This window comes from Bradyrhizobium sp. Rc2d, from assembly GCF_900099855.1.
GTDB lineage: Bacteria > Pseudomonadota > Alphaproteobacteria > Rhizobiales > Xanthobacteraceae > Bradyrhizobium.
Genome location: NZ_FNCU01000002.1, coordinates 44944 through 68073 on the forward strand (window position 1 = coordinate 44944; position 23130 = coordinate 68073).

Sequence of the window (23130 nt, forward strand, 5' to 3'; positions counted from 1 at the left end):
GCAGACCCCTACCCGGCTCCAATCACCAATTCCCGCGGTGCATCGGTGTCCAGGTAGCCGCGGCGAGAAGGCTTGGCTCGCGATAATGATCTGGTCGTGCAACCCGGTCGGGCCGCCGCAGATGCGCACGCTTCCAAGTTGACGTTCAGCTCGCCCAATTCTCCCGGAATTCGGGGAACAGCGTCAGGCCTCCGCAGGCATAGATGGTCTGTCCGGTGATGTAGCTCGCATCATCCGAGGCGAGGAAGGCGAACACGGCGGCGATCTCTTCCGGAGTGCCGACGCGGCCGAGCGGAATGTGGGAGGTGACGACGCCGCGCTTCTCGGGATCGCCGGTCCAGGCCGCGTTGATCGGCGTATCGATCGCGCCGGGACCTACCGCATTGACGCGGATGCCTCGGCCGGCAAATTCGAGCGCCAGCGTTCGCGTCAGGTTGGCCATGCCGCCCTTGCTGATCGAATAAGCGAGATAGCCGGGCTTTGGGATGATCTGGTGGACGCTGGAGCAATTGATGATGCTGCCGCCTCCGCCGCGGGCGACGAAATGCGCGAGCGCCTTCTGGGCGCAAAGCACGGCGCCATTCAGATTGACGTCGATGATGCGGCGATAGGTTTCGACGTCGAGTGCTTCGCTCGGCGATTCCCGCTGGAAGCCGGCATTGTTGACCAGACAGTCGAGGCGCTTCCAGCGCGCCAGGATCGTCTCGAACATCGCGGCGATGTCCTGCTCGTTGCCGATATCGGCCTTGACGATGATGTGATCGAGCCTGCCATGGCCACGATCGCCCGACACCGTCCGTGCCAGCGCGAGCGTCTCCTCGGCGCTTTGGGGATGATCGAAATAATTGATGGCGACGGTCGCGCCTTCCTGGGCGAGCCGGATGGCGACAGCGCGGCCGATGCCTTGTGAAGCGCCGGTCACCAGCGCGTATTGGCCCACGAGACGCGAGGGAAAGGAGGTTGAGCGATTGGTTTGTGGCATGAGTTCTCTCCGGGATGCCTGATCATCGACGGAACCCGCCCTTTGTTCCATCTCTCAACGCATTGCTGTGATTCATTTGGCGTGGCGGGCGACCGTCAAGGTCAGGATCTGGTAGAGGATGATGGCGCCGAAGGTCGCGGTGCCGATTCCGCCGATCGTGAACGCACCGAATTTGAGCGTGAGATCGCCGGCGCCTGCGGTGAGCGCGACCGCGACGGTCATCAGGTTCGCGGGATTTGCGAAGTCGACCTTGTTCTCGACCCAGATCCGTCCCGCCATCGCCGCGATCAACCCGAACAGCACGATCGAGAGGCCGCCGATGACGGGGCCAGGGATCGACAGGATGAGCGCGCCGAATTTCGGCGAGAAGCCGAGCAGGATCGAGACCGTGGCCGCGAACGCGAACAACAAGGTGGAATAGACCTTCGTCGCCGCCATGACGCCGATGTTCTCGGCATAGGTGGTGACGCCGGTGCCGCCGCCGCAGGCCGCCACAATGGTCGCGAGACTGTCGGCAAAGAGGGCGCGACCGAGATAGGCATCGAGGCTCCGGCCCGTCATCGCGCCGACGGCCTTGATGTGACCGAGATTCTCGGCGACGAGGATGATCGCAACCGGCGCGATCAGGAAGATTGCATCGGCATGGAAGCTCGGCGCGGTGAAGTTGGGCACGCCGAACCACGGCGCGGCCGAGAGTTGCGCGAAGTCGATCGGCTTGCCGAAACCGAGTCCGTTCGCGAACAGCAGGTGCAAAAGATATCCGCCGATGGCGCCGACAATGATCGGCAAGCGGCGCCATAAGCCCGGCGCCGCGACGGCGACCACGCCGATGATCAGAACGGTCGCAAGCCCGATCCAGGTGTCGAACGTGCCGGCGCTCACCGCCTTCACAGCCACAGGCGCGAGATTGAGACCGATCGCGGCGACCACGGCGCCGGTGACGGCCGGCGGCAGCAGCTTCTCGATCCAGCCAACGCCCGACCACATCACGATCAGAGCAATCAGGCCGTACAGCACTCCGGCTCCGACGATGCCGCCGAGCGCAACTGACAGGTTCGGGTTTGGCCCCTGCCCCGCATAACCGGTGGCAGCGATGACGACGGCGATGAATGCGAAGCTCGAGCCGAGATAGCTCGGCACGCGCCCTGCGACGATGACGAAGAAGATCAGCGTGCCGATGCCGGAAAACAGGACCGCAACATTGGGATCGAACCCCATCAGCAGCGGCGCGATGATCGTTGATCCCGACATTGCGACGCAATGCTGGAGACTGGAGACAATGGTCTGGCTCCAGGACAGGCGCTCCTCCGGCATGATCACGCCCGAGGTCTTGAGTTTCCAACGCGGGAAATAGCCTTGCGTTTGCTCGTCGGAGTCTGTTGCAGTCGACATGTTTCCCCCGAGTTGCCGTGCAGCGGTCGATCTTCGTGCGATCCGACAAAAATGTGATTGTCGCTTCCGCAGCGGCCATCACATGATGCGAACCAAGCAAGATCAATACGTTCCGGGGCACTACAATATGACACAAGTCGCGATCCAGCCAGCCGTCCTCCGCCGGCACCAGCCCTGGTACAAGATCCTCTACGTCCAGGTGCTGATCGCGATCGCGCTCGGCGTGCTCATTGGCTATTTCTATCCCGATCTCGGCAAGGCCTTAAAGCCGCTCGGCGACGGTTTCATTGCGCTGATCAAGATGATGATCGCACCGGTGATCTTCTGCACCGTGGTGCACGGCATCTCCTCAATGGGCGATCTCAAGCGCGTCGGCCGCGTCGGGCTGAAGTCGCTGATCTATTTCGAGACGGTCTCGACCGTCGCGCTCGCGGTCGGTCTGCTCGTCGGCGAGATTCTCCAGCCCGGGCGCGGCTTCAACATCGATCCCGCCACGATCGATCCGAATTCGGTGGCGACCTACGTCACCAAGGCCAAGGAAGAAGGCATCGTCGCCCATCTAATGGCGATCATCCCCGACAGCTATCTGGGCGCCATCGCGCGGGGCGACCTGCTTCAGGTGCTGTTGATCTCGATCTTGTCGGGCTTCGCCATCGCTTTCCTCGGCAAGGCCGGCGAGCCCATCGCGGACGCGATCGATAAGGCCGCAAAAATGTTCTTCGGCATCATCCGCATCATCGTGCGCGTGGCGCCGATCGGCGCTTTCGGCGCGATGGCCTTCACCGTCGGCGCCTACGGGCTCGGCTCACTGCTCAACCTCGCCGCGCTGATCGGCACATTCTACCTGACCAGCATCCTGTTCGTGCTGATCGTGCTGGGCGCGATCGCACGGCTCGCCGGTTTCTCGATCCTGCGCTTCATCGCCTACATCAAGGACGAGCTGCTGATCGTGCTCGGCACCTCGTCCTCGGAGACGGTGCTGCCGCAGATGATCCAGAAGATGGAGCATCTCGGTGCCTCGCGCTCGGTGGTCGGCCTCGTCATCCCGACCGGTTACAGCTTCAATCTCGACGGCACCAACATCTACATGACGCTGGCGACGCTGTTCCTGGCGCAGGCTACCAACACCCATCTGACCATCTGGCATGAGCTCGGCATTTTGGGCATCGCCATGATCACCTCGAAGGGTGCGTCGGGCGTCACCGGAGCCGGCTTCATCACGCTCGCCGCGACGCTCTCGATCGTGCCTGATATCCCGATCCAGTCGATCGCGATCCTGGTCGGCATCGACAAGTTCATGAGCGAATGCCGTGCGCTGACCAATCTGATCGGCAATGGAGTCGCCTGCGTCGTCATCAGCCTCTCCGAGGGCGAGCTCGACCGCGACGCCCTGCACGAGACCATGGCCCATCCGCTGGAGATCGGCGAGGCGCTGGAACCGGGTGGCAGTGCATAGCACCCCGGTTCCGATGCGGTAGTTTCCCGGAATGGAAAAACGGTGAGAGACGCGTCACAACAATGGCGTTGGGATCACGGATTGATACTCATTTTTTCCACCCGACGCGCTGGGGGCAGGGCGTCGGGTTTTTGAAAATCTCCGCCAGGACTAGCCGCTATATCGTGACGTAAGGCGGGATCAGATGATCCCGCCATTGACGCGAAGCGCCTTGCCGGCAAGTTCGAGCCGGCGCGTGATCCCGATCGCCTGCAAGAATGCCTCGTCGTGACTGACGACGAGCAGCGCGCCGTCATAGGCCCTCAGGCCCGCTTCAACGGCTTCGATCGATTCGATGTCGAGATGATTGGTCGGCTCGTCCAGGATCAGCAGGGACGGCGGCGTCGTCCCGCCCAGCACGCAGGCAAGGCCAGCGCGAAATATTTGTCCGCCGCTCAGGCTTCCCACGATCTGCAAGGCAGCAGCGGCGCGAAACATGAACCGCGCCAGGGCCGCATGGCACTCGTTCGCACCTGCCGTTGGATTGAGACGGCCGAAATTGTCCAGGATGGAGATCGCGGGATCAAGCAGGCTGACCTTCTGGTCGAACAGCGCGAAGTCGGGCCTGACCCGCACCGCACCCGAGACTGGGCGCAACTCGCCGGCAATGAGTTTCAGCAGCGTTGTCTTGCCGGAGCCGTTCGGCCCGACAAGCGCGACGCGCTCCGGCCCGACGATCGCGAGCGAGAGATCGCGCAAGACCGGCTGCTCCGGCTGATAGCCGGCGCTGACGCCGTCGAGCCAAAGCACCTCCCTGCTCGCCGGCAGGCCAGTCGCCGGCAGTTTCACCGACAACGGCTGAAGAACCTCGATGCGGCGACGTGCGGTGTCGACAGCCTCGACCGCTTCCGCGCGCCGCCGCTCGGCGATTTGCGCGGTCTTGCCGCCGCTGTCTTCGCTGCGATCCTTGCGCGCGCCGGCCAGGATGCGCGGCATGTCGCCCTTGGCACGCTTCTTCCTGCCGCCACTGTCCTTGCGCGCCTTCCGTTCCGTAGCCTCCTGTGCCCTGCCATCAATCTCGGACAGGTGCCTCTCAGCATGCGCGAGATCGTGCCTGACCGCTGCGAGCTCGACCGCCTTCTGCGCGCGAAAACTGCTCCAATTGCCGCCGTATCGGGTTGACCCGAGCGACGTCAGTTCGACGATCGCGTCCATCGTTTCGAGTAAGTTCCGGTCATGGCTGACGACGATCGCGCCGCCGCGCCAGGCAACGAGGAGCGCGGTCACCGCCTCGCGTCCGTCGTGGTCGAGATTGTTGGTGGGCTCGTCCAGCAGCAGGAAGTCGGGCTCCGCGAAGGTCAGTGCAGCAAGACGAACCCGCGTGATCTGGCCGCCGGACAATCGGGACAGCTCCGTCTCGGGAGACGGATCGAAGCCGAGGCGCGCGAGGGCGGTCTGAAGCCGCGCTTCGAGCGTCCAGTCGATCGTGGCGATGTCGTCGGCCGAGGCGTCGCCCTGCTCGGCACGGCGCAGCAGCTCCAGCGCCGACCGCACGCCGAACAGATCGGCCACAGTCGCGCCCGCGGAGACCTGGACGTCCTGACGCAGCAAGCCGATGCTGCCGTTGATCAGAACGCGTCCGGACTGGGGAACATGGTCCCCGGAAATCGACGCGAGCAGCGTCGTTTTCCCGACGCCATTGCGGCCGACGAGACCGGTGCGCTCGGCCGCAAATGTCAGATCGATGTTGGAAAGAAGCGAACGGCCGTCAGGCGCGGACAGCGACAGGTTCGACAGGATGATCGAAGCAGGCATGGAATTCCCCGTGAGCAAGGCGAATGGGCTTTGCGGTCGGGGTAAAATCCATGGCTGCGAAGTTCCTGATTGAGAGCTCTCTAACTAGTGCCGCAGAAGCGCAAGATCAAGCCGCAGTTCGAGTGGACGACAGCGCGAGGAAAGCGCGCTGACGTCCCTATCGATCGGCGCGATCAGCCCTTGAGCGCGGTGACCACGACCTCGATCAGCGCGCCGCCGCCGAGGTCGGCGACACCGACGGTGGCACGGGTCGGCAGATTGTCGCCGAAGAACTCGGTCCAGGCCGCGTCCATCTCCTTCTTCTTGGAGAGATCCGTGACGAAGATCGAGGCGCTGACGATGCGGCTCTTGTCGGTTCCCGCTTCCTTCAGATAGCCGGCGATCTTGCCGAGGATGTTGCGGGTCTGCTCGCCCATCGAGACCGATGTGTCGTTAGCGATGGTGCTGCCGAGGAAGACGAAGCCGTTGGCCTCGACGGCGCGGTGCATGATCGGCGTGCGGATGCTGCGGGTGATGCTCATGATGTCCTCTTGTTAGAGCGTGGAAGGAGTTGAGTTCGGCTGAGGGCCACGAAGGAGGTGCGCCCCCTCTCCCGCTTGCGGGCGACGGCCGGGGTGGGGGTGTCTTCGCATTGGGACTTTCCCCGTGTGGAGAGAGCCCTCACCCGGCGCTTCGCGCCGACCTCTCCCGCAAGCGGGAGAGGTTGAGCCAGCTCGGGGCAATCGATCGGATACGACAACTTCTTGTTCCTAGAGCGCGGAAGGATGGAAGCGGTCGATGCCGAGGTCACTGACGCGAGTCTGGGTGCCGCCGTTGACGATCAGCTCCGCCATCACGGCGCCGGCGCCGGGACCAAGCTGGAAGCCGTGCAGCGAGAAGCCGAACTGGTGATAGAGGCCCTGGTGACGCGAGCTCGGCCCGAACACGGGGATATCGTCCTTCATCTTCGCCTCGATGCCGGCCCAGGCCCGCACGATCGTCGCGCTGCGCATCACCGGAAACAGCTCGAACACGGTGCGCGCGCTGACGGCCAGGCTCTTCCAGTCCAGCACCGTCTCGTTGCGGTCCTGATAGGGCGTTGCCAGATGGCCGCCGCCGATCAGCACGGTACCGTTGGAGAATTGCTTGAAGGACAATTTGCGGCCGCGCAGGATCACGACGGGGTCGATGAAGTGCGGCACGCGCGAGGTGATCATCAGCATCGGCGCCACGGTCTCGACCGGCACGGGCTCGCCGAGCGCGGCGGCAATCCTGCCGGCCCAGGCGCCGGCGGCGTTGACGAGCACCGGCGCAGCATAGGTGTCCGAGCCGACGTCGACATGCCAGAGACCGTCATTCCGCCGGATGTTGCCGGCGGCCTCGCCCTCGCGCACGGTCGCGCCAAGCTGCTCGGCCTTGCGGCGGAACGCCGTCGTCGTCTGCGCCGGATTGGCCGCTCCATCGCGACGCGAGACCACGCCACCCGGACAAGTCTCGGCCACCGCGGGCACGAGCCGCCGCAGCTCGGCCGCATCGATCAGCTCTTCATGGGTGAAGCCGAGCGCGTTGAGCTCGGCCACCCGCGCGCGGCAGACCGCGAGCTCCTCCTCGTTCTCCGCAACCAGCACCTGGCCATGGCTCTCAAAGCTGCAATCGTCGTCGACGAGCTCGGTGATCTTCTCCCAAATCCCCATCGAGCGGATCGAGAGCGGGATTTCGGGGATGTGTCGGGCGAGTTGGCGCACGCCGCCGGCGTTGACGCCGGACGCGTGCCGGCCGGCATAGTCCTTCTCGATCAGCACCGGCTTCATGCCGGCAAGGCACAGATGCAGCGCGGTCGAGCATCCGTGGATGCCGCCGCCGACGACGATTGCATCCACGTTTTGGGTCATCCGCGCACCACCGCCTTGACGTCGGCCTCGCTCTTCGGGACGGCGGCGAGCTCGGCGAGCGTGATCGGCTTCACCGGCGCGCGCAGCCGGTAGTAGCCGATCTCCTGCGGCGTCTTCCCGCGCGCCTGCGCCATCAGCTCGGTGACGGTGAGGCCGCAGAGCCGGCCCTGGCATGGCCCCATGCCGGTGCGGCGATAGGCCTTGAGCTGGTTCGGCCCGGTCGCGCCGATCGCGACGGAGTCGAGAACGTCCTTTGCGGTGACCTCCTCGCAGCGGCAGACGATGGTGTCGCCTGCGGGAATGCGGAACTGTTGCGCGGGGCGGAACAGCGTATCGAGGAAGACGCGGCCACGCTCGGCCTTGGCAAGATCGGCACGAAGCGCCGCCATCGATGTGAGCTTCGCGGCAGCCGCTGGCGCCAGCGATTCCACCGCCGCGCGCGCCGCGATGCGACCGCGCACCACGGCGGCATTCGCGCCACCAATGCCGGCGCCATCGCCGGCGATCGCGATGCCGGCGACCGACGAAGCCCCGCTCGCATCGAGCACCGGCGACCAGCACAATTGCAGATCATCCCAGCGATGCTCGACGCCAGCCGACATCGCCAGATTGACGTTGGGCACGACACCCTGATGCAGCAGCAACAGATCCGCAGGAATGGTCTCGCGCTTGCCGCCGGCGACATAGCTCACGCTCGCGAGCTGACCCTCGCCGGACGCAGAGAGCTCCGTCACCCCTGATACGACCTGCACCTTCGCCTTCACCTCGCGCATCATCGACAGGCCCTTGGCGAAATAGGGCGACGTTAGGAAGGCGAAGGCGTGCGGCAGCGCGGCGAAATAATTGCCGCGCTCGGTGGTGTCGAGGATGCGGTCGATGCGGCCGCCGAGACGCAGGATCTGCGCGGCGAGCAGCCAGAGCAGCGGCCCCTGCCCGGCGATCACCGTGCGGCCATCGGGCACCAGCGCCGACGACTTCAACATCGTCTGCGCCGCGCCCGCCGTCATCACGCCCGGCAGCGTCCAGCCGGGAATCGGAAACGGCCGCTCCAGCGCGCCGGTCGCGAGGATCACACGCTGCGCCTTGACGAACGCAGAGGCGCCGCCGATCGAAACCGCGATCTCGAGATTGCGGTCGAGGCTCCAGACCGTCGCGCGATGGATGACCTCGGCGCTGCTGGCGCGCAGCGCCTGCACGAGATCGGCACCGGCCCAATAGTCGGCCCCGAGCTGGTTGCGCTCTGTCACCGGCGTCGAGGCGATGGCGCGGAACACCTGACCGCCCGGACCGATGTTCTCGTCGAGCAGCAGCGTCGACAGGCCGGCTTCAGCAGATGTCGCAGCCGCGGCGAGGCCGGCGGGACCGGCGCCGATCACCACGACGTCGTAAGTTTCGCGCTTGGGAGCCACAGTCATTTTCCGATCTCCCGCTTGCCCTTCTGGATCTCGACCTGCATGCCGTCGGCGACGGGCACGAGACAGCCCTGGCGATTGCCGACACCGTCAATGGTGACGAGGCAATCGAAGCACACCCCCATCATGCAATAGGGCAGACGCGGCGCGCCGCTCACCGCGGTCGAACGGCGCGCGTCAATGGCGGATGCCAGCAGCGCCGCGGAGACGGTGTCGCCCTGACGTGCCGCGACGGCAACGCCGTCGACGAAGATCTGCACCGATGGACGCTTGTCCTGTTCGGATCGTCTAAACATGGGGATGCCTCTTGGCTCCTTAAGAACTTCTAGAGCGTGATGGAATCTGGTTCGGCTGCGCGAGGGTTCACCTCTCCCCAACGGGGAGAGGTGATTTGAGTTCTGGGCCAGCATCGATTCAAATCGAGCCTCCTAATTTTCTAATAGCCGCTGTTGTTCGCAGCGCCGGCGCCGCCAAAACGGCTGGCCGAGAACGCGCCGACCAGCTCGGGCTCCAGCGCGCCTTGCGCCACCATGCGCGCGATCTCGAAGGCGTGGTTGGAGGCGAGCGTCACGCCGGAATGACAGCAGGCGACGAAGGCGCCGGGATGCGTCTCCGACTGGTCGTAGATCGGAAAGCCGTCCTGCGGCATGACGCGGATGCCGGCCCAGCTTCTGACGACATTGAGCCGCGACAGATGCGGGAACATCCGCTGGGCGCGATCGGTCATCACGGCGCTGATGGAATGTTTCAGCGCGCGGTCGTCGAGCTCGTCCTCCTTGCTATCTCCGATCATCACCGTGCCTTCGTCTGTCTGGCGGATCGTGGTCAGCGGATGCGGCAGGAACGGCATCGTGCGCTCGGTCACCACGATCTGGCCGCGGGTCGGGCCCATCGGCGCGTAAAGCCCGACCATCGGCGCCAGCGTTTGGTTGGCATTGCCGGCGGCAAGCACGACCTTGGCTGCGCGCAGCTCGCCCTTCGGCGTGGTCAGGCGGAATTCGCCGCCGCTCTTGCTGATCGCCGAGACCGGCCGCTCCGGAAAATAGTCGATACCGAACGCAATGAAGCCGGTGTGGAAGGCGCGGAACGTGCGCAGCGAATTGACGTGGCCGTCCAGCGGGCAATAGCTGCCGCCTGAGACTTCCGGGCCGATCAGCGGCAGCGACTTCTTCACGTCGGATGCGGAGAGCATCTCCATCTTGTAGTCGGCCGCGCCGACCTGGTTGTGCATGCGCTTGACCAGTTCCGTGCGCTGGCCGAATTCGTCCTCGCCGAGCGTGAGATGGAAGCCGCCATTTTGCTGAAGAGAGACGTCGAGCCCGGTCTGCTGCTTCAGCTCCGACGCCAGCCGGCCCCACGCCTGCGACGCCTGCACGGTCCACACCGTATAGGCGGGCATGCCGAGCCCCTTGCTCTGCACCCAGACCAGCGCAAAATTCGCGCGCGAGGCGCGCTTGGTGATGTCGCCTTCGTCGAGCACGGCCACGCGCTTGCCGAGCCGGCCGAGGCCCCAGGCAATGGCGGAGCCGAGCAAGCCGCCGCCGACGACGGCGACGTCGTAATCTCCTGACATAGGGTTCTTCTCCTATCGTCCCGTATCGCCCTTGCCGGCGAGCACGCGGTCGAGCCCGTAGAAGCGGTCGAGCAGAATGAGGGCGGTCATGGTGATCGCGATCACGCAGGCCGAGACCGACGTCACCAGCGGATCGATGTTGTCCTGGATATAAAGGAACATGCGCACCGGCAACGTCTCGGTGCCGGGTGCTGCGAGAAAGACGGTCATGGTGAGATCGTCGAAGGACTGGATGAAGGCGAGCGCCCAGCCGCTGATGACGCCGGGCAGGATCAGCGGCAAGGTCACACGGCGGAACAGCGTCCAGCCGCCCGCGCCGAGCGAGACCGCCGCCATCTCGACGGAAAGATCCATGCCGGTTGCGGCAGCCAGAGTCAGCCGCAACGCGAACGGAAACACGATGATGACATGCGCGATGATCAACGCCGCGAAACTGCCGCCCAGACCGGCAGAGGTGAAGAAGCGCAGGAAGGCGATGCCGAGCACGACATGCGGAATCATCAGCGGCGACAGGAACAGCGCCGCCAACGCATCGCGGCCACGGAAGCGGTAGCGCGCGATCGCAAGCGCCGCGGGCACCGCGAACAGCAGCGCCACCAAGGACGACAGCGCCCCGAGGCCGAGGCTGACCCAGAAGGCGTGGATGAATTCGGGGTAGTTCGCGATCGTCCTGAACCAGCGCAGCGAAAAACCATTGGTCGGCAACGACAGGAAGCCCTCGGGTGTAAACGCGACGAGGCAGACGACCAGGATCGGCGCCACCATGACGATGACGAAGATCGTGTGGAAGATCAGCGCGAGCGGGCCGTTCCGTCTCATCGGAACACCTCCGCATAGCGGCGCTCGACCAGCCCGTTGCTGCCGACCACGATCAGCACGAGCGCCACGAGAAGGAGCGTCGCGACCGCAGCACCGAGTGGCCAGTTCAGCGTGTTGAGGAACTCGTCATAGGCGAGCGTCGCGGCGACCTTGAGCCGACGGCCGCCGATGATCGCCGGCGTCGCGAAGGCGCTGGCCGAGAGCGAGAACACGATGATCGCGCCCGAGAGCACGCCCGGCATGATCTGGGGCATGATGATGCGGCGGATGATGGTCGCAGGGCTCGCGCCGAGCGACATCGCGGCATTCTCGATCTGCGGATCGAGCCGCTGGAGTGCGGCCCATACCGACAGTACCATGAACGGCATCATGACATGCGCGAGCGCAACCACCATTCCTGTTTCGGTGAACATGAAGGGAATGGGGGAGCGGATCACCCCGAGCGACATCAAGAGCTTGTTGACGAGCCCGTTGTTGCCGCCGAACAGCAGCGCCCAGCCGAGCGTGCGCGCCACCACTGAGATCAGCAGCGGCCCGAGGATGACCAGCAGGAAGAAGCTCTTCCATCGGCCGCTCATGCGGTTGAGGATGTAGGCTTCGGGCGCACCGAGCACGGCAGTGAGGAATGTCGTCAGGATCGCGATGCGAAACGTCCGCCAGAACATTTCTGCGTAATAGGGATCGGTCGCGATCTCGTGCCAGTTCTTGAGGATGAAGACCGGCTCGATGCCCTTGTACTGGCCCCAATCGTGGAACGACAGCATCACGGTCATCGCCAGCGGGATCAGCAGCACGCCGACGAACAGCATCAGCGCAGGCGCCGTCAGCGTCCATGGCGCACGCGCACTGCGTTCCTCGGCAGCCGCGCTCATGCGATGCCCCTCGCGCGCACGCTCATATCCTCCGGCCGCCAGGCGAGATGAACGGCCTCGCCTTCGGTTGGCTGGACCTTGCCATCATTTTGGCGGATCACGATCGCAGGACCGCATTCGCTGTCACACTGGAACAGCCAGTGGTTGCCCTGGAAGATGCGGGTGATGATTTTTGCGCTGAGGCCGGAATCGCCAAAACCGATGCGCTCGGGGCGGATGCTGATGGTCACCGGGCCATTCAGGCCGGCCGGTGCCGGCGCACTCCAGGAGCCCGCTGTCAGCCGCGCCGGCGTAACGGTCCGATCGATCGTCGCCGCAAAGTCGTTGGTCTTGCCGAGGAACTGCGAGACGAAGGCCGAGGCCGGCTTCTCATAGGTCTCCTGCGGCGTGCCGATCTGCTCGATGCGGCCCTGGCTCATCACCACGATGCGATCGGATAGCGACATCGCCTCGTTCTGATCGTGGGTGACCAGGATCGTGGTGGTGCCGATGGTGCGCTGAATCTGGCGCAGCTCGATCTGCATCTCCTCGCGCAGCTTTGCGTCGAGATTAGACAGCGGTTCGTCGAGCAGGAGCACGCTCGGCTTGATCACCAGCGCACGGGCCAGCGCTACGCGCTGCTGCTGGCCGCCGGACATTCGGCGCGGGTGACGGTCCTCGTAACCGGCAAGGCCGACCATCGCGAGCGCGGCACGGACGCGCTCGGCGCGCTCATTGCGCGACACCTTGCGCATCTCGAGACCGAACGCGACGTTCTCCGCCGCCGTCATGTGCGGAAACAGCGCGTAGCTCTGGAACACGATGCCGAGCCCACGCTTGGCCGGATGAATCGCGGTCAGATCCTTGTCCTCCAGGCGGATCGCGCCGCGCGTGGGATCAAGGAAGCCCGCAATCATCTGCAACGTCGTCGTCTTGCCGCAGCCGGACGGGCCGAGGAAGGAGATGAACTCCCCCTTCCCCACCGACAGACTGAAGTCATCGACCACAGTCTGCGCGCCGAACTGTTTTGCGACCCGATCGAGCTCGAGATAGGCCATGCGCGGTCTCCGCTGTGACGATCAGATCAGCGCTCGACCTCGCGGTTCCAGCGCTTGGTCCACTCCTCGCGCTTCTCGTTGATGACAGTCCAGTCCGGATTGTAGAGCTTGGCCGCGCGCTCGCTGATCGGCGCCATCTTGCCGAGCTCGGGCGGGATCACCAGCGATTTCAGCACCGGACCGTAGCCATAGTCCTTCAGCATCACGAGCTGGATCTTGGGATCGAGCAGCATCTTGACGAAGCTCGCAGCCAGCGGCGAAGCGTTGGGCTTGTTGATCGGACAGGCCGTCGTCAGCAGCGTCGCAGCGCCTTCCTTCGGGTAGACGAAGTCGACGGGGAAGCCGGTGTTGGCAAAGCTCTGCACCCGGCCGGTGCCCCACACCGCGATCACGGCCTGGCCGGACTGGAACAGCTCGGTCATCTTGCCGGGCGACGGCTCATAGGCAAGCACGTTCGGATTGATCTGCTCCTTGAATATCTTGAAGCCTGAATCGACGTTGGTCTCACCGCCGCCATTCATCTTCGACAGCATCACCAGCGCTTCGAGGCCGTAGGTGTTGTTGATCGGCGGGATCACGAGTTGTTTTGCGTATTTCGTGTCCTTCAGGTCGTTCCAGGAGGTCGGCGGAGCCCAGCCTTTCTCTTTGAACACCTTGGTGTTGTACATCAGGCCCGTCGCGACGATGCCGATCGCGACCGCACGATCATCCTTGAAACGCGCGGTGTCGTAGAGATCGGCCGGCAGTCCCTCGAGCTTGCCGCAGAAGCCGAGCTGGATCGCCTGGTACATCGGACCGTCGTCGACGATGGCGACATCGATCTGCTGATTGCCCTTCTGCGCCTGGAGTTTTGCCAGCGTGTCGGTGGAATTACCGGCGACGTATTCGACCTTGACGCCGTTTTCCTTCTCGAAGGTCGGGATCACCTCGTCGCGGATCGTCTTCTCGAACGAGCCGCCGTAGCCGGCGACGTAAAGCGTCTTTTGCTGGGCCAAGGCGGCCGACGAGGCGGCCATGAGCGCCACGATGCTGAGCGAAGTCAGAAGGCGAGAAGTCTTCATGTGGACCGATCTCCATACCGGAATGAGGTGACGTGCCGACAAGTCTCCGGCCGAAGCGCCTTCCGCATTTCCTTCCGCGCAATCCTCCCCGATCAGGGCTCCGGCCCCTGCTCGGCGGGTTTTGGCGCGATCTGGAGGGTGGAATCCCTCCAATCTGCCGAAAAAGCGGGCTGGCTCCAGCTCTGATGAAAAAGATCGCAGACGTATACTTCCATCGTCCAATGAATAATGGCACCCTCTGCATGCCGAGATGTTATGAATGGAATTCGGGATGGTGCGGATCAATTCGCGGCAGGTGGAGGCTTTCCGGGCGACGATGCTGACCGGCAGCGTCACCGAGGCAGCGAAGCTGATGGTGGTGACGCAGCCCGCCGTCAGCCGCTTGCTGCGCGACTTCCAGGCGCTGTTGAAGATGGAGCTGTTCGAACGACGGGGCACCGGCCTCGTGCCGACCGCGGCGGCGATGGCGCTCTATACCGAAGTCGAGCGCTCGTTCGTCGGCCTCGAACGCATCACCGCGGCCGCCGAAGAAATCCGCGGTCGCCGCACCGGCTCGCTGCGCATCGCCGCGCTGCCGGCATTGGCAAACGGCTATTTGCCGCGGCTCGCCGGACACTTCTTGAAGGAGCGGCCCAACCTCAACCTCGCCTTCTTCGGCGTGATCTCGCCGATCGTGGTCGACTGGGTGCTGAACAACCAGTGCGACATCGGCTTTGCCGAGGTGCCGATCGCGCATTCCGGCCTGCCAAGCCTGCGACTGCCGGCGCTGGCGCGTGTCGCGGTGCTGCCGACCGGACACCATCTGGCGGAGAAAGAAGTGCTGCAGCCGCGCGATTTCGAGGGCGAGACCTTCATCTCTCTTTCGGCGGGATCGTCGAGCCGGCACCTCGTCGACCAGGCCTTCCACCGCAGCGATGTCCGCCGCGTGCTCAGGGTCGAGACCACGCTGTCGGAGATCATGTGCGGCATGGTGTCATCGGGACTTGGGGTGTCGATCTGCGATCCCTTCACCGCGCAGGAATTTGCCACGCGCGGCGTCGTCGTGCGCCGCTTCCTGCCGCGCATCGATTTCGAATTCTCGGCCGTCTTCCCCGCGCAGCGAAGTCCCTCCCCGGTGGCGCTGGATCTGGTCGAGACCATGCGCAAGGCGCTCACCGAGCTCGAGGACAAGTCCGCACATGGTTTTGCGCCCGGTTGACTTGGACGTCTTATGGCTCCTGCTGTATCCTCCCTATCTCCGCAGGGCAGCACATGGCACGCATCACCATCATCGAGACCGGGCTCGTTCCTCAAAAGCATCGCGAGCGCCACGGCTCGTTTCCGGACATGTTCGAGCGCATGATCCGCGCCGAGGACCCGACGGCTACAGTCGACATCGTCAGCATTCCGAATGGTGATGCGCTGCCCGATCCGCGCGGCGTGGAGGCCGTGCTGATCACCGGCGCGGCGGCCGGCGTCTATGACGGGCTCGACTGGATCGCGCCGCTGGAAGATTTCGTGCGCACGGCTTACGCCAACAAGACACCGATGGTCGGCGTCTGCTTCGGCCATCAGCTGATCGCGCAGGCGCTCGGCGGCACCGTGCGCAAGTCGGAGAAGGGCTGGGGCATCGGCCGTCACGTCTATCAGGTGCTGCCGGAGAACGGCGTGGTCGACGGCGAAGCGGTCGCGATCGCCGCCTCGCACCAGGACCAGGTGATCGAACCGCCGAACGATGCGCTGACGATCCTCTCGTCGGAATTCACCCCGCATGCCGGCCTGCTCTACGCCAACGGCACCACGCTGACCGTGCAGCCGCATCCGGAATTCGACGTCGAATTCGCGCAAGTCTGCTGCGATCTACGCGACGGCAAGGCACCGGATGATGTCGTCGCCACGGCGAGGGAGTCGCTGGCGCAGCCGATGGACAACGCGACGCTCGGCGGCGCGATTACGAGGTTCTTGGCGCGGCGCGCGGCGCCTTAGTCGCGCACTACTTTGCCCTCTCCCCTTGTGAGGGAGAAGGCACAGGGGCATAAATGTCTCTGGACGCTTTAGGCTGGATGGAGAATGAGCCCAATTCGTCGCACGATAAGCCTGATGTTCGCACTCGCCCTAATCGTCGTAGGGCTGGCGGCTCTAATATATCTCCTATTCTTCGCGCTTCGGTGGAAGGGCTGGATGCTAATGGCTGCCGGTTTCGTGACGGCGTTAGGCGGCATGTGGTTTTGGGAGGACTTTCCAAAAGCAAGAGACAAGAGCAATGGGGCGGTTAGATAATCAGAACGGATCGCTTCCAAGCCCCGCCACATCCGCCGGCCGCGGCCCCGGCGCGGGCCAGTGAAACCGGCGGTCCTTCTCGCCGATCGCAATATCGTTGATCGAGGCCTCTCGCCGCTTCATCAGGCCGTGCTCGTCGAACTCCCACTGCTCGTTGCCGTAGGAGCGATACCACTGGCCGCCGGCATCGTGCCATTCGTACTGGAAGCGCACCGCGATGCGGTTGCCGTCGAAGGCCCAGAGGTCTTTGATCAGGCGATAGTCCTGCTCCTTCTCCCATTTGCGGGTGAGGAAGGCGACGATGGCCTCGCGACCCTGAAATACCTCCGAGCGATTGCGCCAGCGGCTGTCCTCGGTATAGGCGAGCGCGACGCGCGCCGGATCGCGCGAATTCCAGGCGTCCTCGGCCATGCGCGCTTTTTGCGCAGCGGTCTCTCGGGTGAAAGGCGGAAGCGGCGGGCGCGACATGATGGCCTCATCGGTTGGTTGGGGCCGCAATCTATCGCTGCAATTGGCGGAGTCGATAGGCCATTACAAATCAGGCGATCACGAAATCAGATCGGCCTTCATCAAGGTCCGGATCGATTTCGGAATCGGCTGCGCGCGGCCGCCGCTGATGAAGGCGACGCGCACCTCCGCTTTCACCAGCACGTCCTCACCACGCCTCACCTCCTGCCCCAGCATGATGGAGGCGCCCTTCACCGCGATCGGCCAGGTCACGACGTCGAGCACGTCGTCCATCCGCGCGGGCTTGAGGAAGTCCAGATGCATCGAGCGCACCACGAAGGCGAAGCCGGCGCCTTCCGTCTCGGGCTGCTCGAACAGCGCCTGCTGCTCGGCGCCCATCAGCCGCAGGTGATTGGTCCGCCCGCGCTCCATGTAGCGCAGATAGTTGGCGTGATAAACGATGCCCGAGAACACTGACTTGTCGATATCGCAACAGAAGCCTAACTATTTGATTTCATTGGGGCGCTGCAAGGCCATAAAGTGAACAAGGGAGGCGAGCTCAATCTATGCCCTTTCCATGGAAAGGCGGAGCGACTTCGGGATTCGCTGAGCCTTTCCGCCGGAGATAAACGCCACGCGGACCCGTGCCGTGACGAGGAGATCGTCCCCTCGCCTGCATTCCTGCAGCAAGACGATCGACGCCCCCCTCACCTCTTGCGGGACCGTGATGATGTCAAGCACGTCATCCAACGACGCCGGTTTTAGGAAATCGATTGTCATCGAACGAACAACGAATGCAAAGCCGGGCGCATCATCGTTTGCTTCTTGGAGCAGCGCTTGCTGATTGGTTCCGAGCAAACGCAAGTAATTCGTTCTGCCACGTTCCATGAAGCGCAGAAAATTCGCGTGATAAACAATCTGACCGGCGTCGGTATCTTCAAAATAGACGCGGACTCGCATGTGGTGGCGTCCGTCGCAAATTTCGCCGTCAAGAGAGGCTGTCACGGTGCGGTTTCCCTTAAAGATTCCGGGAGCCGATTGTTTTGCACACACGTGCTTTTCTGAGCAAGCGCCAAGGATCTTGAGCTTGGCGCCTGCAGCCGGCAGCTCAGCACTACGCCGGCATCAATACGTCGCCGAGTGCGGCTCTCGCGCAGATCTCATCCGAACTCGACGCAAGGAGATTTGACCCGCAAGGACAAGCAAAAGACGTGTAGGGAAAGTTGGTAGCGGGGGTCCGTTTTGATAGCCCCCCGGAAAAGGCGGTACGGTTCGAGATCATCAGGGTAGCCGCCTGAGCCCACGCGAGCGTCGTAGCGCGTCTCTTGAGCGATCCGCCGCCGTGCCGGCGGCGGCTCCGCCGGCCTCCCGCGGCTAGTCCGTTCGGCGTGACGCGACCATCCCCAGCATTTACCCCGTCAAACTACGCGGTCCAAACCGAGTTTGGCGTTTCGCGCATAGGAGAAACAAGGCGATATTCGCCATGAATGCGGCAGAGAAGATACCGGCACCCTGACCGACGTTAGTTCTTGCCGCAATGACCTCCTGTCCCAAGCTGTTGTATTCGGCCAAGAGGACGGTGATCTTGTCTTTTCCCTCCATTGATATCTCCTGCTAATTGCGATGCTTACTGGCAAGCAATCTCGAAAGTTCTAACACCACGCGCCTAGGTCCCCAAAGACAAAAGGCGCACGCTGCACGAGATCTGCGCGGCACGTCGCATTCGATACGATCGGCGCCAGCGAGACCGATACGACGAAGCACAGCAGGAACGACGCCGTCATGGCTACTAGCGCATAGACGAGGGCGAGCAGGCTGAGGGCTGTTAGCTACTGGGAAAGCCATCGCGCCGGTGCTCGAACACCGCGGCTTCGCAAAAATCGACGGCTTGATGGGTGGGCAATATACCCCAGCTGTCGGAGCTTTATTCCCGGGTCCACGGCGAAGAACAGGTTTCCAAGGCGCATTCCCGGCTAAGTAGGGGGCAGCGCATGGAGCGCGAAACGATTATAACCTAGACAGCGCGCGACGTTGAGCGCCGGGATGAGAACCTTGGGCTGCATGCGGGCCGGCCTAGCGCGGTCCGAACTCGATGAGGATCGGCCCTGGATTGCGCCCGCTGCCGGAGATGGTTATTCGCGGATATGGCCTTTCAGGTTCGGTCAAAATGACCACGGCCGTAATCGCAGCTCCGATTAATGTGAATATGCCGCAGGTCGCGCCGAAGGCCATAAAATATCTGATGGCCTGCTCTGTTCTCGCGTCCCAGTCCACTCTCCTAGCAGCCCTCAGCCCGCGCTTGGCCGGTCGCGCCACTACGTCAATGCTGAAGGCAGCAAGGAGCACCGACGCTCGTATCAGCCACCAACTCAAAACGCCAGCGATGGTCAGCGCCTGTACGGCCGCTTGTGCCCCGCGATGAGACCCCACATCATCCCCCAAGTATCGCGGGAGTTCCTCAATCCCCGGCAACTCCTAACATTTCAGCCATGACTGACGGCATCGTCGAGCGGGTATCCTGCGCGGTTTTTCTGCGCGACCGGGCTTGGACGTGGCCATTTGCGGGCTTGTTGAAGCAGCGGCGATGACCGCGCTTCGGCGCCGCTTCAGATCCGGGCAAAGGGCGACTACAACGCAGTTTCTGCATTGTTATATGCGTGCTTCCAGCTTTCGTGTCAGCTTGAATACCTGTGCAACTACCCAGGTTGACGCTGCAAACCTGACCTTCAGAGCACAGCGTAACGTGATGTGCCGAGCGGTGCTCACCCGGCGATCGGACGCGAGCCGAAAATCTCCCCCCTCCGGGGACGATGGTTTTCGGCGACAACGGTCCTCGTCGGGCTTCTCGCCGCCTGCGGGCGCTTCCATCCTCTTGGCAGAGAGGTGGCGATGCTGTTGCGGCAAATAGCGCGAAGTGCGGCTCGATCGGAAAGCGCGCGCGAACGCATAAGGTACGAGGGAAGGACTCCCAGTGGCTCGGTGCTCTGGACCAAGCGCGAAGACGATGTCCGCATGCTTTATCCGGACTACGCCGCGCTAAAGAAGGTCCTTCGACGGCGCACAAAGATGGCTATGTCTGTCGGGCCTCTAAGCTCGGAGTGTCGCAGAAGCGCCTGCAGTGGACCGCTGCCGACGTCAGCCGATTGAGACGAATATACCCTAGCGGCACGGACGCAGATCTCGCTGCTGCCTTTCCGGCATTCACAAAGCGGCAGGTCCAAGCGGTCGCAAACCGTCTGAGGATTTCGAAGAAGAAGCGTTACAAGAGGACCGGCATTGCGATTATCGACGCAATACGGGATCGCGCGCTCGAGCTTAATCTAACGATGATAGATCTCGACGCCTTGGCAAAAAACGGCTGTTACTTCCAGAAGTGCTGTCGCGAGCTGCCGTACGTCAACGGCCCCTATGTGTACCGAGCAATTGTTGCACTTGGTAGCCAGGCACGATGATATGGTACTGACGTTGCCCATTCTTAGAGGGCGCTGGGATCGGCGGCGCCCTTCTCCGCTGGAACGGCGCCGGGGTCAGACACGGAAGCGAATCTCAGATGGCTTGGGGGTGCTGCTCATCATCTCCGGCGGTTTTGGCTAAACTCAGCCGAACATAGCGATTCGCGAAGGGATGCGATTCATGATGGTTCAATCGTTTGGTGCTGGTGATCTAGTTCGATTTCAGGCGTACACGCAGCAAGCCGCGGAGGTCGACCACGTGATAGGCATGGTGGTCGCCACGCACCAGGACATCCCGCTCGTCGGGGAGTGGGTCGACATCGCCTTCGGCGAGGTGATCCGGCGCGGCGTTCCGACGGGTCGTCTCGAGATCGTCCGGCGAGCCTCGAAGGATGCGCACGGTGATCGGTACATCGAGGACCACGAGGCGGCCGATCGGGCACGCAATTGGCCGGCCTAAGAAATGCAACTCGCGCGTCAACCCCGCCTGATGGACTACAGCGGCGCCGATCCGAAGGAGCAGCGCAAGGTTGCTGAGCACAACGCGATGGCGCAACGCGTCGCCGATCACCTCAACACGCTCATAGCGAATGATCCGGCGCCAATGCAGCATTACCTCTGGCACGGGATCGCTCGCGATCTTGGATTGACCACCGATAAGGTCGAGTCTGCGGTGATGTATGGCGGCCACAATGGCATCACCATTGGCGTGACCGACGAAGGGCGCCGAGCGGTGGCCCGCTAGAAAAAGTGACACATTCGCGCGTGTTTCGTCCTTGGTCCGAGCTCACTCTTATTTTCGCTCGATTTCGGCGCACGACTCAACACGCGCGATGATTTTAGGCGTGTGTAATCGGGATTCCGCCGGCGACTCGCGGTGCGCGTGTGGTACGGCGCTCTGACAGTCTTACTTGAAGGAAATCGGCAATGGGCGTCTATTTGGTCACTTGGGATCTAAACAAAACACAAGCCGAACTATGCGCAGGCGCGACAGAACCTGATCGATCACATGTCGCGCTACCCACATATTAAAGCACGAAACTGGTGAATGGTCAGCATCAAGGCTGGTTGTCCCAAAAGGTCTGGGACTGGATCAAGGCCCGCATCTAACTGAAGGGCATACGCTGGTTCCCGTTCATTCTACTTTTGCGATTTGAAGGATTAATATGACCGATTCTGATTTCGACGATGCCCCGCAGTGGTATTGGGCAGCGGACAGCGGGCATGGATTAGACATCGAGGCCTTCGAACGGGCGGATGATCGGTTTGTGATCGCAAGTGGTCAGCGAGAGCTATGGGCGCGCGTTCGTCGTGAGGTCGATCCGGTAGCAACTGCGCCTGGAGTGCTTTCGGGTCTCCTGATGGCAAGGCGACCCTCGCCGACTGCATGAGGGTGTTCCTGCAAGCCCGTGAAGTCTACGGCGTTTCCTTCAACAGACTTGTGCTGGAGTTCGCGCGCGTGCCTGCTTTCGCGAAGTTCATAAAGGACAATCCGTCCGACTTGGGAAACTCAATTTCCAATCCGATAGGTAAGGGCCCGCTCCCACGATCAGCTTACGACAGCAACGTCGAGCGTCAGCTTGGTCAATTATCGCTGACACATTGGACTTGGAAGAGGATTGGTGGGTCTGAAATGGCCCCCACGCCCAGGAGGCGCAAGTACGAAAATGAGTTCATGGGACGGACTTAGCCCCGGCCAATTCCTGGCGCGGGTCGCTTTTTCACTCGCTGCTACGGCCGCAGTCGTCGCCGTGACTTTCTTCGCAATCCGCTACATGGCGGGCTTTCATCGATGATCACAGCAGGCGCGGTGCTCGAGCATCGCTCTGCCGCCGCAAACGGATAATCGTTGCAACAAAAACCGCGAAAGAAGCCGACAAGGCGCCGAATTTCGGCGCCAATCCGAGATTTGTTGCATTAATCGATTTTCATTGAGCGCTACAATTTCAGCGCTGAACGAGGTGCCTCACGAAGGAAATTTCGGCGGTCTGGAAGGCAACGGAATAATTGGCCGCATCTAGTTTGGCTATTGCTGCACAGGAGCAGAACATGGCTAAGCATTTGTACCGTCTCCGTATGGGCTCGTATGTCGGAAACCTATTTCGGCGCAGCAAGCATGATTTACAGCAGATGCTCTGGCTGCAATATAACCTGATGCGGCTCGGGTGCGACCTGGCGCAATCCAGCCCAGCCCCGAGTAAGGGAAATCACTACTGCGATTTAAGCCGCTCACCAAGTCGACTTCAACTAGCAGCCAGCCTGCCTAGAGGCCGCAGCTCTGGCTCTGCGGGTCTTCATTGAAGACGATTTTGAGCGGCGCGACCGTGGCCCACCTTAACCGCTGTCCATGGAGAGTATAGCGATGGCGAATGAACAAGATGTCTGGATTACGTACCTAGGAGGGGAGATGTGGGGAAATTGCGCAAAACTTTGATTGTTTTTGTCGGCGGGTCGGCCTTGGCTTTCTCCCTTGCCCGGATCTTGCGAAATGCTTCAATCACCTGAATGCCACTGGCCCAGTTTCCAGCTCGGGGATCACGCGCGGGCCGCGCTGCCAAACGCGGACCGTCAAAATTTTGTTCGCGCCTTAGTTGACTTCTGGAGCGTGATGTCCTCACACTGGCCCACAACTTAAGGTCATTTTCCGCATTTTATTACCAAGGCAGAGGGCTTGCCTGGACGCTGGTAGATCGCGTCGAACGA

21 protein-coding genes are annotated in these 23130 nt (G+C 62.8%); 5 read left to right on the plus strand and 16 right to left on the minus strand.

Translation table 11 applies throughout. The features are described from left to right. Nucleotides 1-145: 145 nt before the first annotated feature. Together BLV07_RS04645 and BLV07_RS04650 are read right to left on the minus strand one after the other, a co-directional pair. A complete protein-coding gene (locus BLV07_RS04645) occupies nt 146-982 on the minus strand; it encodes an SDR family oxidoreductase (RefSeq protein WP_091880509.1) in 837 nt (278 codons plus the stop codon). A 72-nt stretch (nt 983-1054) separates the two neighbouring features. Next, nucleotides 1055-2374, minus strand: coding sequence for a solute carrier family 23 protein (locus BLV07_RS04650; protein WP_091880513.1), 1320 nt, complete (start codon nt 2372-2374; stop codon nt 1055-1057). A 127-nt stretch (nt 2375-2501) separates the two neighbouring features. On the opposite strand from BLV07_RS04650, the gene BLV07_RS04655 reads away from it, so the two are divergent. Further along, nucleotides 2502-3830: a dicarboxylate/amino acid:cation symporter gene (locus tag BLV07_RS04655; protein ID WP_091881166.1), complete on the plus strand. Its 1329-nt coding sequence runs from the start codon at nt 2502-2504 to the stop codon at nt 3828-3830. A 180-nt stretch (nt 3831-4010) separates the two neighbouring features. On the opposite strand, the gene BLV07_RS04660 is transcribed toward BLV07_RS04655, so the two are convergent. The 10 genes from BLV07_RS04660 to BLV07_RS04710 form a co-directional block, all read right to left on the minus strand. Next, the gene (locus tag BLV07_RS04660; RefSeq protein WP_091880516.1) at nt 4011-5624 is read right to left on the minus strand and encodes an ABC-F family ATP-binding cassette domain-containing protein; all 1614 of its coding nucleotides are present in this window, start codon (nt 5622-5624) and stop codon (nt 4011-4013) included. Nucleotides 5625-5797: 173 nt separating this feature from the next. Beyond that, complete coding sequence (locus BLV07_RS04665) at nt 5798-6145, minus strand: RidA family protein (RefSeq protein ID WP_091880519.1); 348 nt, start codon at nt 6143-6145, stop codon at nt 5798-5800. Between the two features lie 228 nt (nt 6146-6373). Continuing rightward, on the minus strand, nt 6374-7495 hold the full coding sequence (locus tag BLV07_RS04675; protein ID WP_091880525.1) for an NAD(P)/FAD-dependent oxidoreductase: 1122 nt from the start codon (nt 7493-7495) through the stop codon (nt 6374-6376). Then, nucleotides 7492-8910: a (2Fe-2S)-binding protein gene (locus tag BLV07_RS04680; RefSeq protein WP_091880528.1), complete on the minus strand. Its 1419-nt coding sequence runs from the start codon at nt 8908-8910 to the stop codon at nt 7492-7494. Before BLV07_RS04680 ends, BLV07_RS04675 begins: the two co-directional genes overlap by 4 nt. Continuing rightward, nucleotides 8907-9203 carry a (2Fe-2S)-binding protein gene (locus tag BLV07_RS04685; RefSeq protein WP_091880532.1) on the minus strand — a complete coding sequence of 99 codons (297 nt, stop codon included), beginning with the start codon at nt 9201-9203 and terminating at the stop codon, nt 8907-8909. The genes BLV07_RS04680 and BLV07_RS04685 overlap by 4 nt, the downstream gene beginning before the upstream one ends. Nucleotides 9204-9343: 140 nt before the next feature. Beyond that, nucleotides 9344-10480, minus strand: coding sequence for an NAD(P)/FAD-dependent oxidoreductase (locus BLV07_RS04690; protein ID WP_091880535.1), 1137 nt, complete (start codon nt 10478-10480; stop codon nt 9344-9346). Nucleotides 10481-10492: 12 nt separating this feature from the next. Further along, nucleotides 10493-11299: an ABC transporter permease gene (locus tag BLV07_RS04695; protein ID WP_091880538.1), complete on the minus strand. Its 807-nt coding sequence runs from the start codon at nt 11297-11299 to the stop codon at nt 10493-10495. Continuing rightward, on the minus strand, nt 11296-12171 hold the full coding sequence (locus tag BLV07_RS04700) for an ABC transporter permease (protein ID WP_091880540.1): 876 nt from the start codon (nt 12169-12171) through the stop codon (nt 11296-11298). The genes BLV07_RS04695 and BLV07_RS04700 overlap by 4 nt, the downstream gene beginning before the upstream one ends. Then, a complete protein-coding gene (locus BLV07_RS04705; RefSeq protein ID WP_091880543.1) occupies nt 12168-13208 on the minus strand; it encodes an ABC transporter ATP-binding protein in 1041 nt (346 codons plus the stop codon). Before BLV07_RS04705 ends, BLV07_RS04700 begins: the two co-directional genes overlap by 4 nt. Nucleotides 13209-13234: 26 nt before the next feature. Further along, the gene (locus BLV07_RS04710; RefSeq protein ID WP_091880546.1) at nt 13235-14269 is read right to left on the minus strand and encodes an ABC transporter substrate-binding protein; all 1035 of its coding nucleotides are present in this window, start codon (nt 14267-14269) and stop codon (nt 13235-13237) included. A 271-nt stretch (nt 14270-14540) separates the two neighbouring features. Between BLV07_RS04710 and BLV07_RS04715 the strand changes: the two genes are divergently transcribed. Next, nucleotides 14541-15467, plus strand: a complete 927-nt coding sequence (locus tag BLV07_RS04715; RefSeq protein ID WP_091881168.1) for a LysR substrate-binding domain-containing protein — start codon at nt 14541-14543, stop codon at nt 15465-15467. A 53-nt stretch (nt 15468-15520) separates the two neighbouring features. Further along, on the plus strand, nt 15521-16234 hold the full coding sequence (locus BLV07_RS04720; RefSeq protein ID WP_091880550.1) for a type 1 glutamine amidotransferase: 714 nt from the start codon (nt 15521-15523) through the stop codon (nt 16232-16234). 294 nt (nt 16235-16528) lie between these two features. Here the strand turns inward: BLV07_RS04720 and BLV07_RS04730 are convergent, their stop codons facing one another. The 4 genes from BLV07_RS04730 to BLV07_RS04745 all read right to left on the minus strand — a co-directional run bounded on the left by BLV07_RS04730 (nt 16529) and on the right by BLV07_RS04745 (nt 18577). After that, nucleotides 16529-16996 carry a nuclear transport factor 2 family protein gene (locus BLV07_RS04730; RefSeq protein WP_091880555.1) on the minus strand — a complete coding sequence of 156 codons (468 nt, stop codon included), beginning with the start codon at nt 16994-16996 and terminating at the stop codon, nt 16529-16531. 78 nt (nt 16997-17074) lie between these two features. After that, nucleotides 17075-17449 carry a YbgC/FadM family acyl-CoA thioesterase gene (locus tag BLV07_RS04735; RefSeq protein WP_091880558.1) on the minus strand — a complete coding sequence of 125 codons (375 nt, stop codon included), beginning with the start codon at nt 17447-17449 and terminating at the stop codon, nt 17075-17077. Nucleotides 17450-17539: 90 nt separating this feature from the next. Further along, nucleotides 17540-17980 (minus strand): tol-pal system-associated acyl-CoA thioesterase, encoded by a 441-nt coding sequence (gene ybgC, locus BLV07_RS04740; RefSeq protein WP_091880561.1) that lies wholly within the window; start codon nt 17978-17980, stop codon nt 17540-17542. 405 nt (nt 17981-18385) lie between these two features. Next, on the minus strand, nt 18386-18577 hold the full coding sequence (locus tag BLV07_RS04745; RefSeq protein WP_091880564.1) for a hypothetical protein: 192 nt from the start codon (nt 18575-18577) through the stop codon (nt 18386-18388). Between the two features lie 2031 nt (nt 18578-20608). Here BLV07_RS04745 and BLV07_RS04760 point away from each other — a divergent pair. Both BLV07_RS04760 and BLV07_RS04765 read left to right on the plus strand, forming a co-directional pair. Beyond that, nucleotides 20609-20887 (plus strand): GDP-mannose 4,6-dehydratase, encoded by a 279-nt coding sequence (locus tag BLV07_RS04760; protein ID WP_143035347.1) that lies wholly within the window; start codon nt 20609-20611, stop codon nt 20885-20887. Nucleotides 20888-20890: 3 nt separating this feature from the next. Continuing rightward, a complete protein-coding gene (locus tag BLV07_RS04765) occupies nt 20891-21172 on the plus strand; it encodes a hypothetical protein (RefSeq protein ID WP_091880574.1) in 282 nt (93 codons plus the stop codon). The last annotated feature ends 1958 nt before the right edge of the window (nt 21173-23130 follow it).

Coding starts and splice junctions, on each gene's coding strand:
- BLV07_RS04685 (WP_091880532.1), bottom strand. CDS start 9,203: ATGTTTAGACGATCCGAACAGGACAAGCGTCCATCGGTGCAGATCTTC.
- BLV07_RS04715 (WP_091881168.1), top strand. CDS start 14,541: ATGGTGCGGATCAATTCGCGGCAGGTGGAGGCTTTCCGGGCGACGATG.
- BLV07_RS04680 (WP_091880528.1), bottom strand. CDS start 8,910: ATGACTGTGGCTCCCAAGCGCGAAACTTACGACGTCGTGGTGATCGGC.
- BLV07_RS04645 (WP_091880509.1), bottom strand. CDS start 982: ATGCCACAAACCAATCGCTCAACCTCCTTTCCCTCGCGTCTCGTGGGC.
- BLV07_RS04675 (WP_091880525.1), bottom strand. CDS start 7,495: ATGACCCAAAACGTGGATGCAATCGTCGTCGGCGGCGGCATCCACGGA.
- BLV07_RS04690 (WP_091880535.1), bottom strand. CDS start 10,480: ATGTCAGGAGATTACGACGTCGCCGTCGTCGGCGGCGGCTTGCTCGGC.
- BLV07_RS04700 (WP_091880540.1), bottom strand. CDS start 12,171: ATGAGCGCGGCTGCCGAGGAACGCAGTGCGCGTGCGCCATGGACGCTG.
- BLV07_RS04665 (WP_091880519.1), bottom strand. CDS start 6,145: ATGAGCATCACCCGCAGCATCCGCACGCCGATCATGCACCGCGCCGTC.
- BLV07_RS04695 (WP_091880538.1), bottom strand. CDS start 11,299: ATGAGACGGAACGGCCCGCTCGCGCTGATCTTCCACACGATCTTCGTC.
- BLV07_RS04745 (WP_091880564.1), bottom strand. CDS start 18,577: ATGGAGGGAAAAGACAAGATCACCGTCCTCTTGGCCGAATACAACAGC.
- BLV07_RS04655 (WP_091881166.1), top strand. CDS start 2,502: ATGACACAAGTCGCGATCCAGCCAGCCGTCCTCCGCCGGCACCAGCCC.
- BLV07_RS04765 (WP_091880574.1), top strand. CDS start 20,891: ATGCAACTCGCGCGTCAACCCCGCCTGATGGACTACAGCGGCGCCGAT.
- BLV07_RS04730 (WP_091880555.1), bottom strand. CDS start 16,996: ATGTCGCGCCCGCCGCTTCCGCCTTTCACCCGAGAGACCGCTGCGCAA.
- BLV07_RS04720 (WP_091880550.1), top strand. CDS start 15,521: ATGGCACGCATCACCATCATCGAGACCGGGCTCGTTCCTCAAAAGCAT.
- BLV07_RS04650 (WP_091880513.1), bottom strand. CDS start 2,374: ATGTCGACTGCAACAGACTCCGACGAGCAAACGCAAGGCTATTTCCCG.
- BLV07_RS04705 (WP_091880543.1), bottom strand. CDS start 13,208: ATGGCCTATCTCGAGCTCGATCGGGTCGCAAAACAGTTCGGCGCGCAG.
- BLV07_RS04760 (WP_143035347.1), top strand. CDS start 20,609: ATGATGGTTCAATCGTTTGGTGCTGGTGATCTAGTTCGATTTCAGGCG.
- BLV07_RS04660 (WP_091880516.1), bottom strand. CDS start 5,624: ATGCCTGCTTCGATCATCCTGTCGAACCTGTCGCTGTCCGCGCCTGAC.
- BLV07_RS04710 (WP_091880546.1), bottom strand. CDS start 14,269: ATGAAGACTTCTCGCCTTCTGACTTCGCTCAGCATCGTGGCGCTCATG.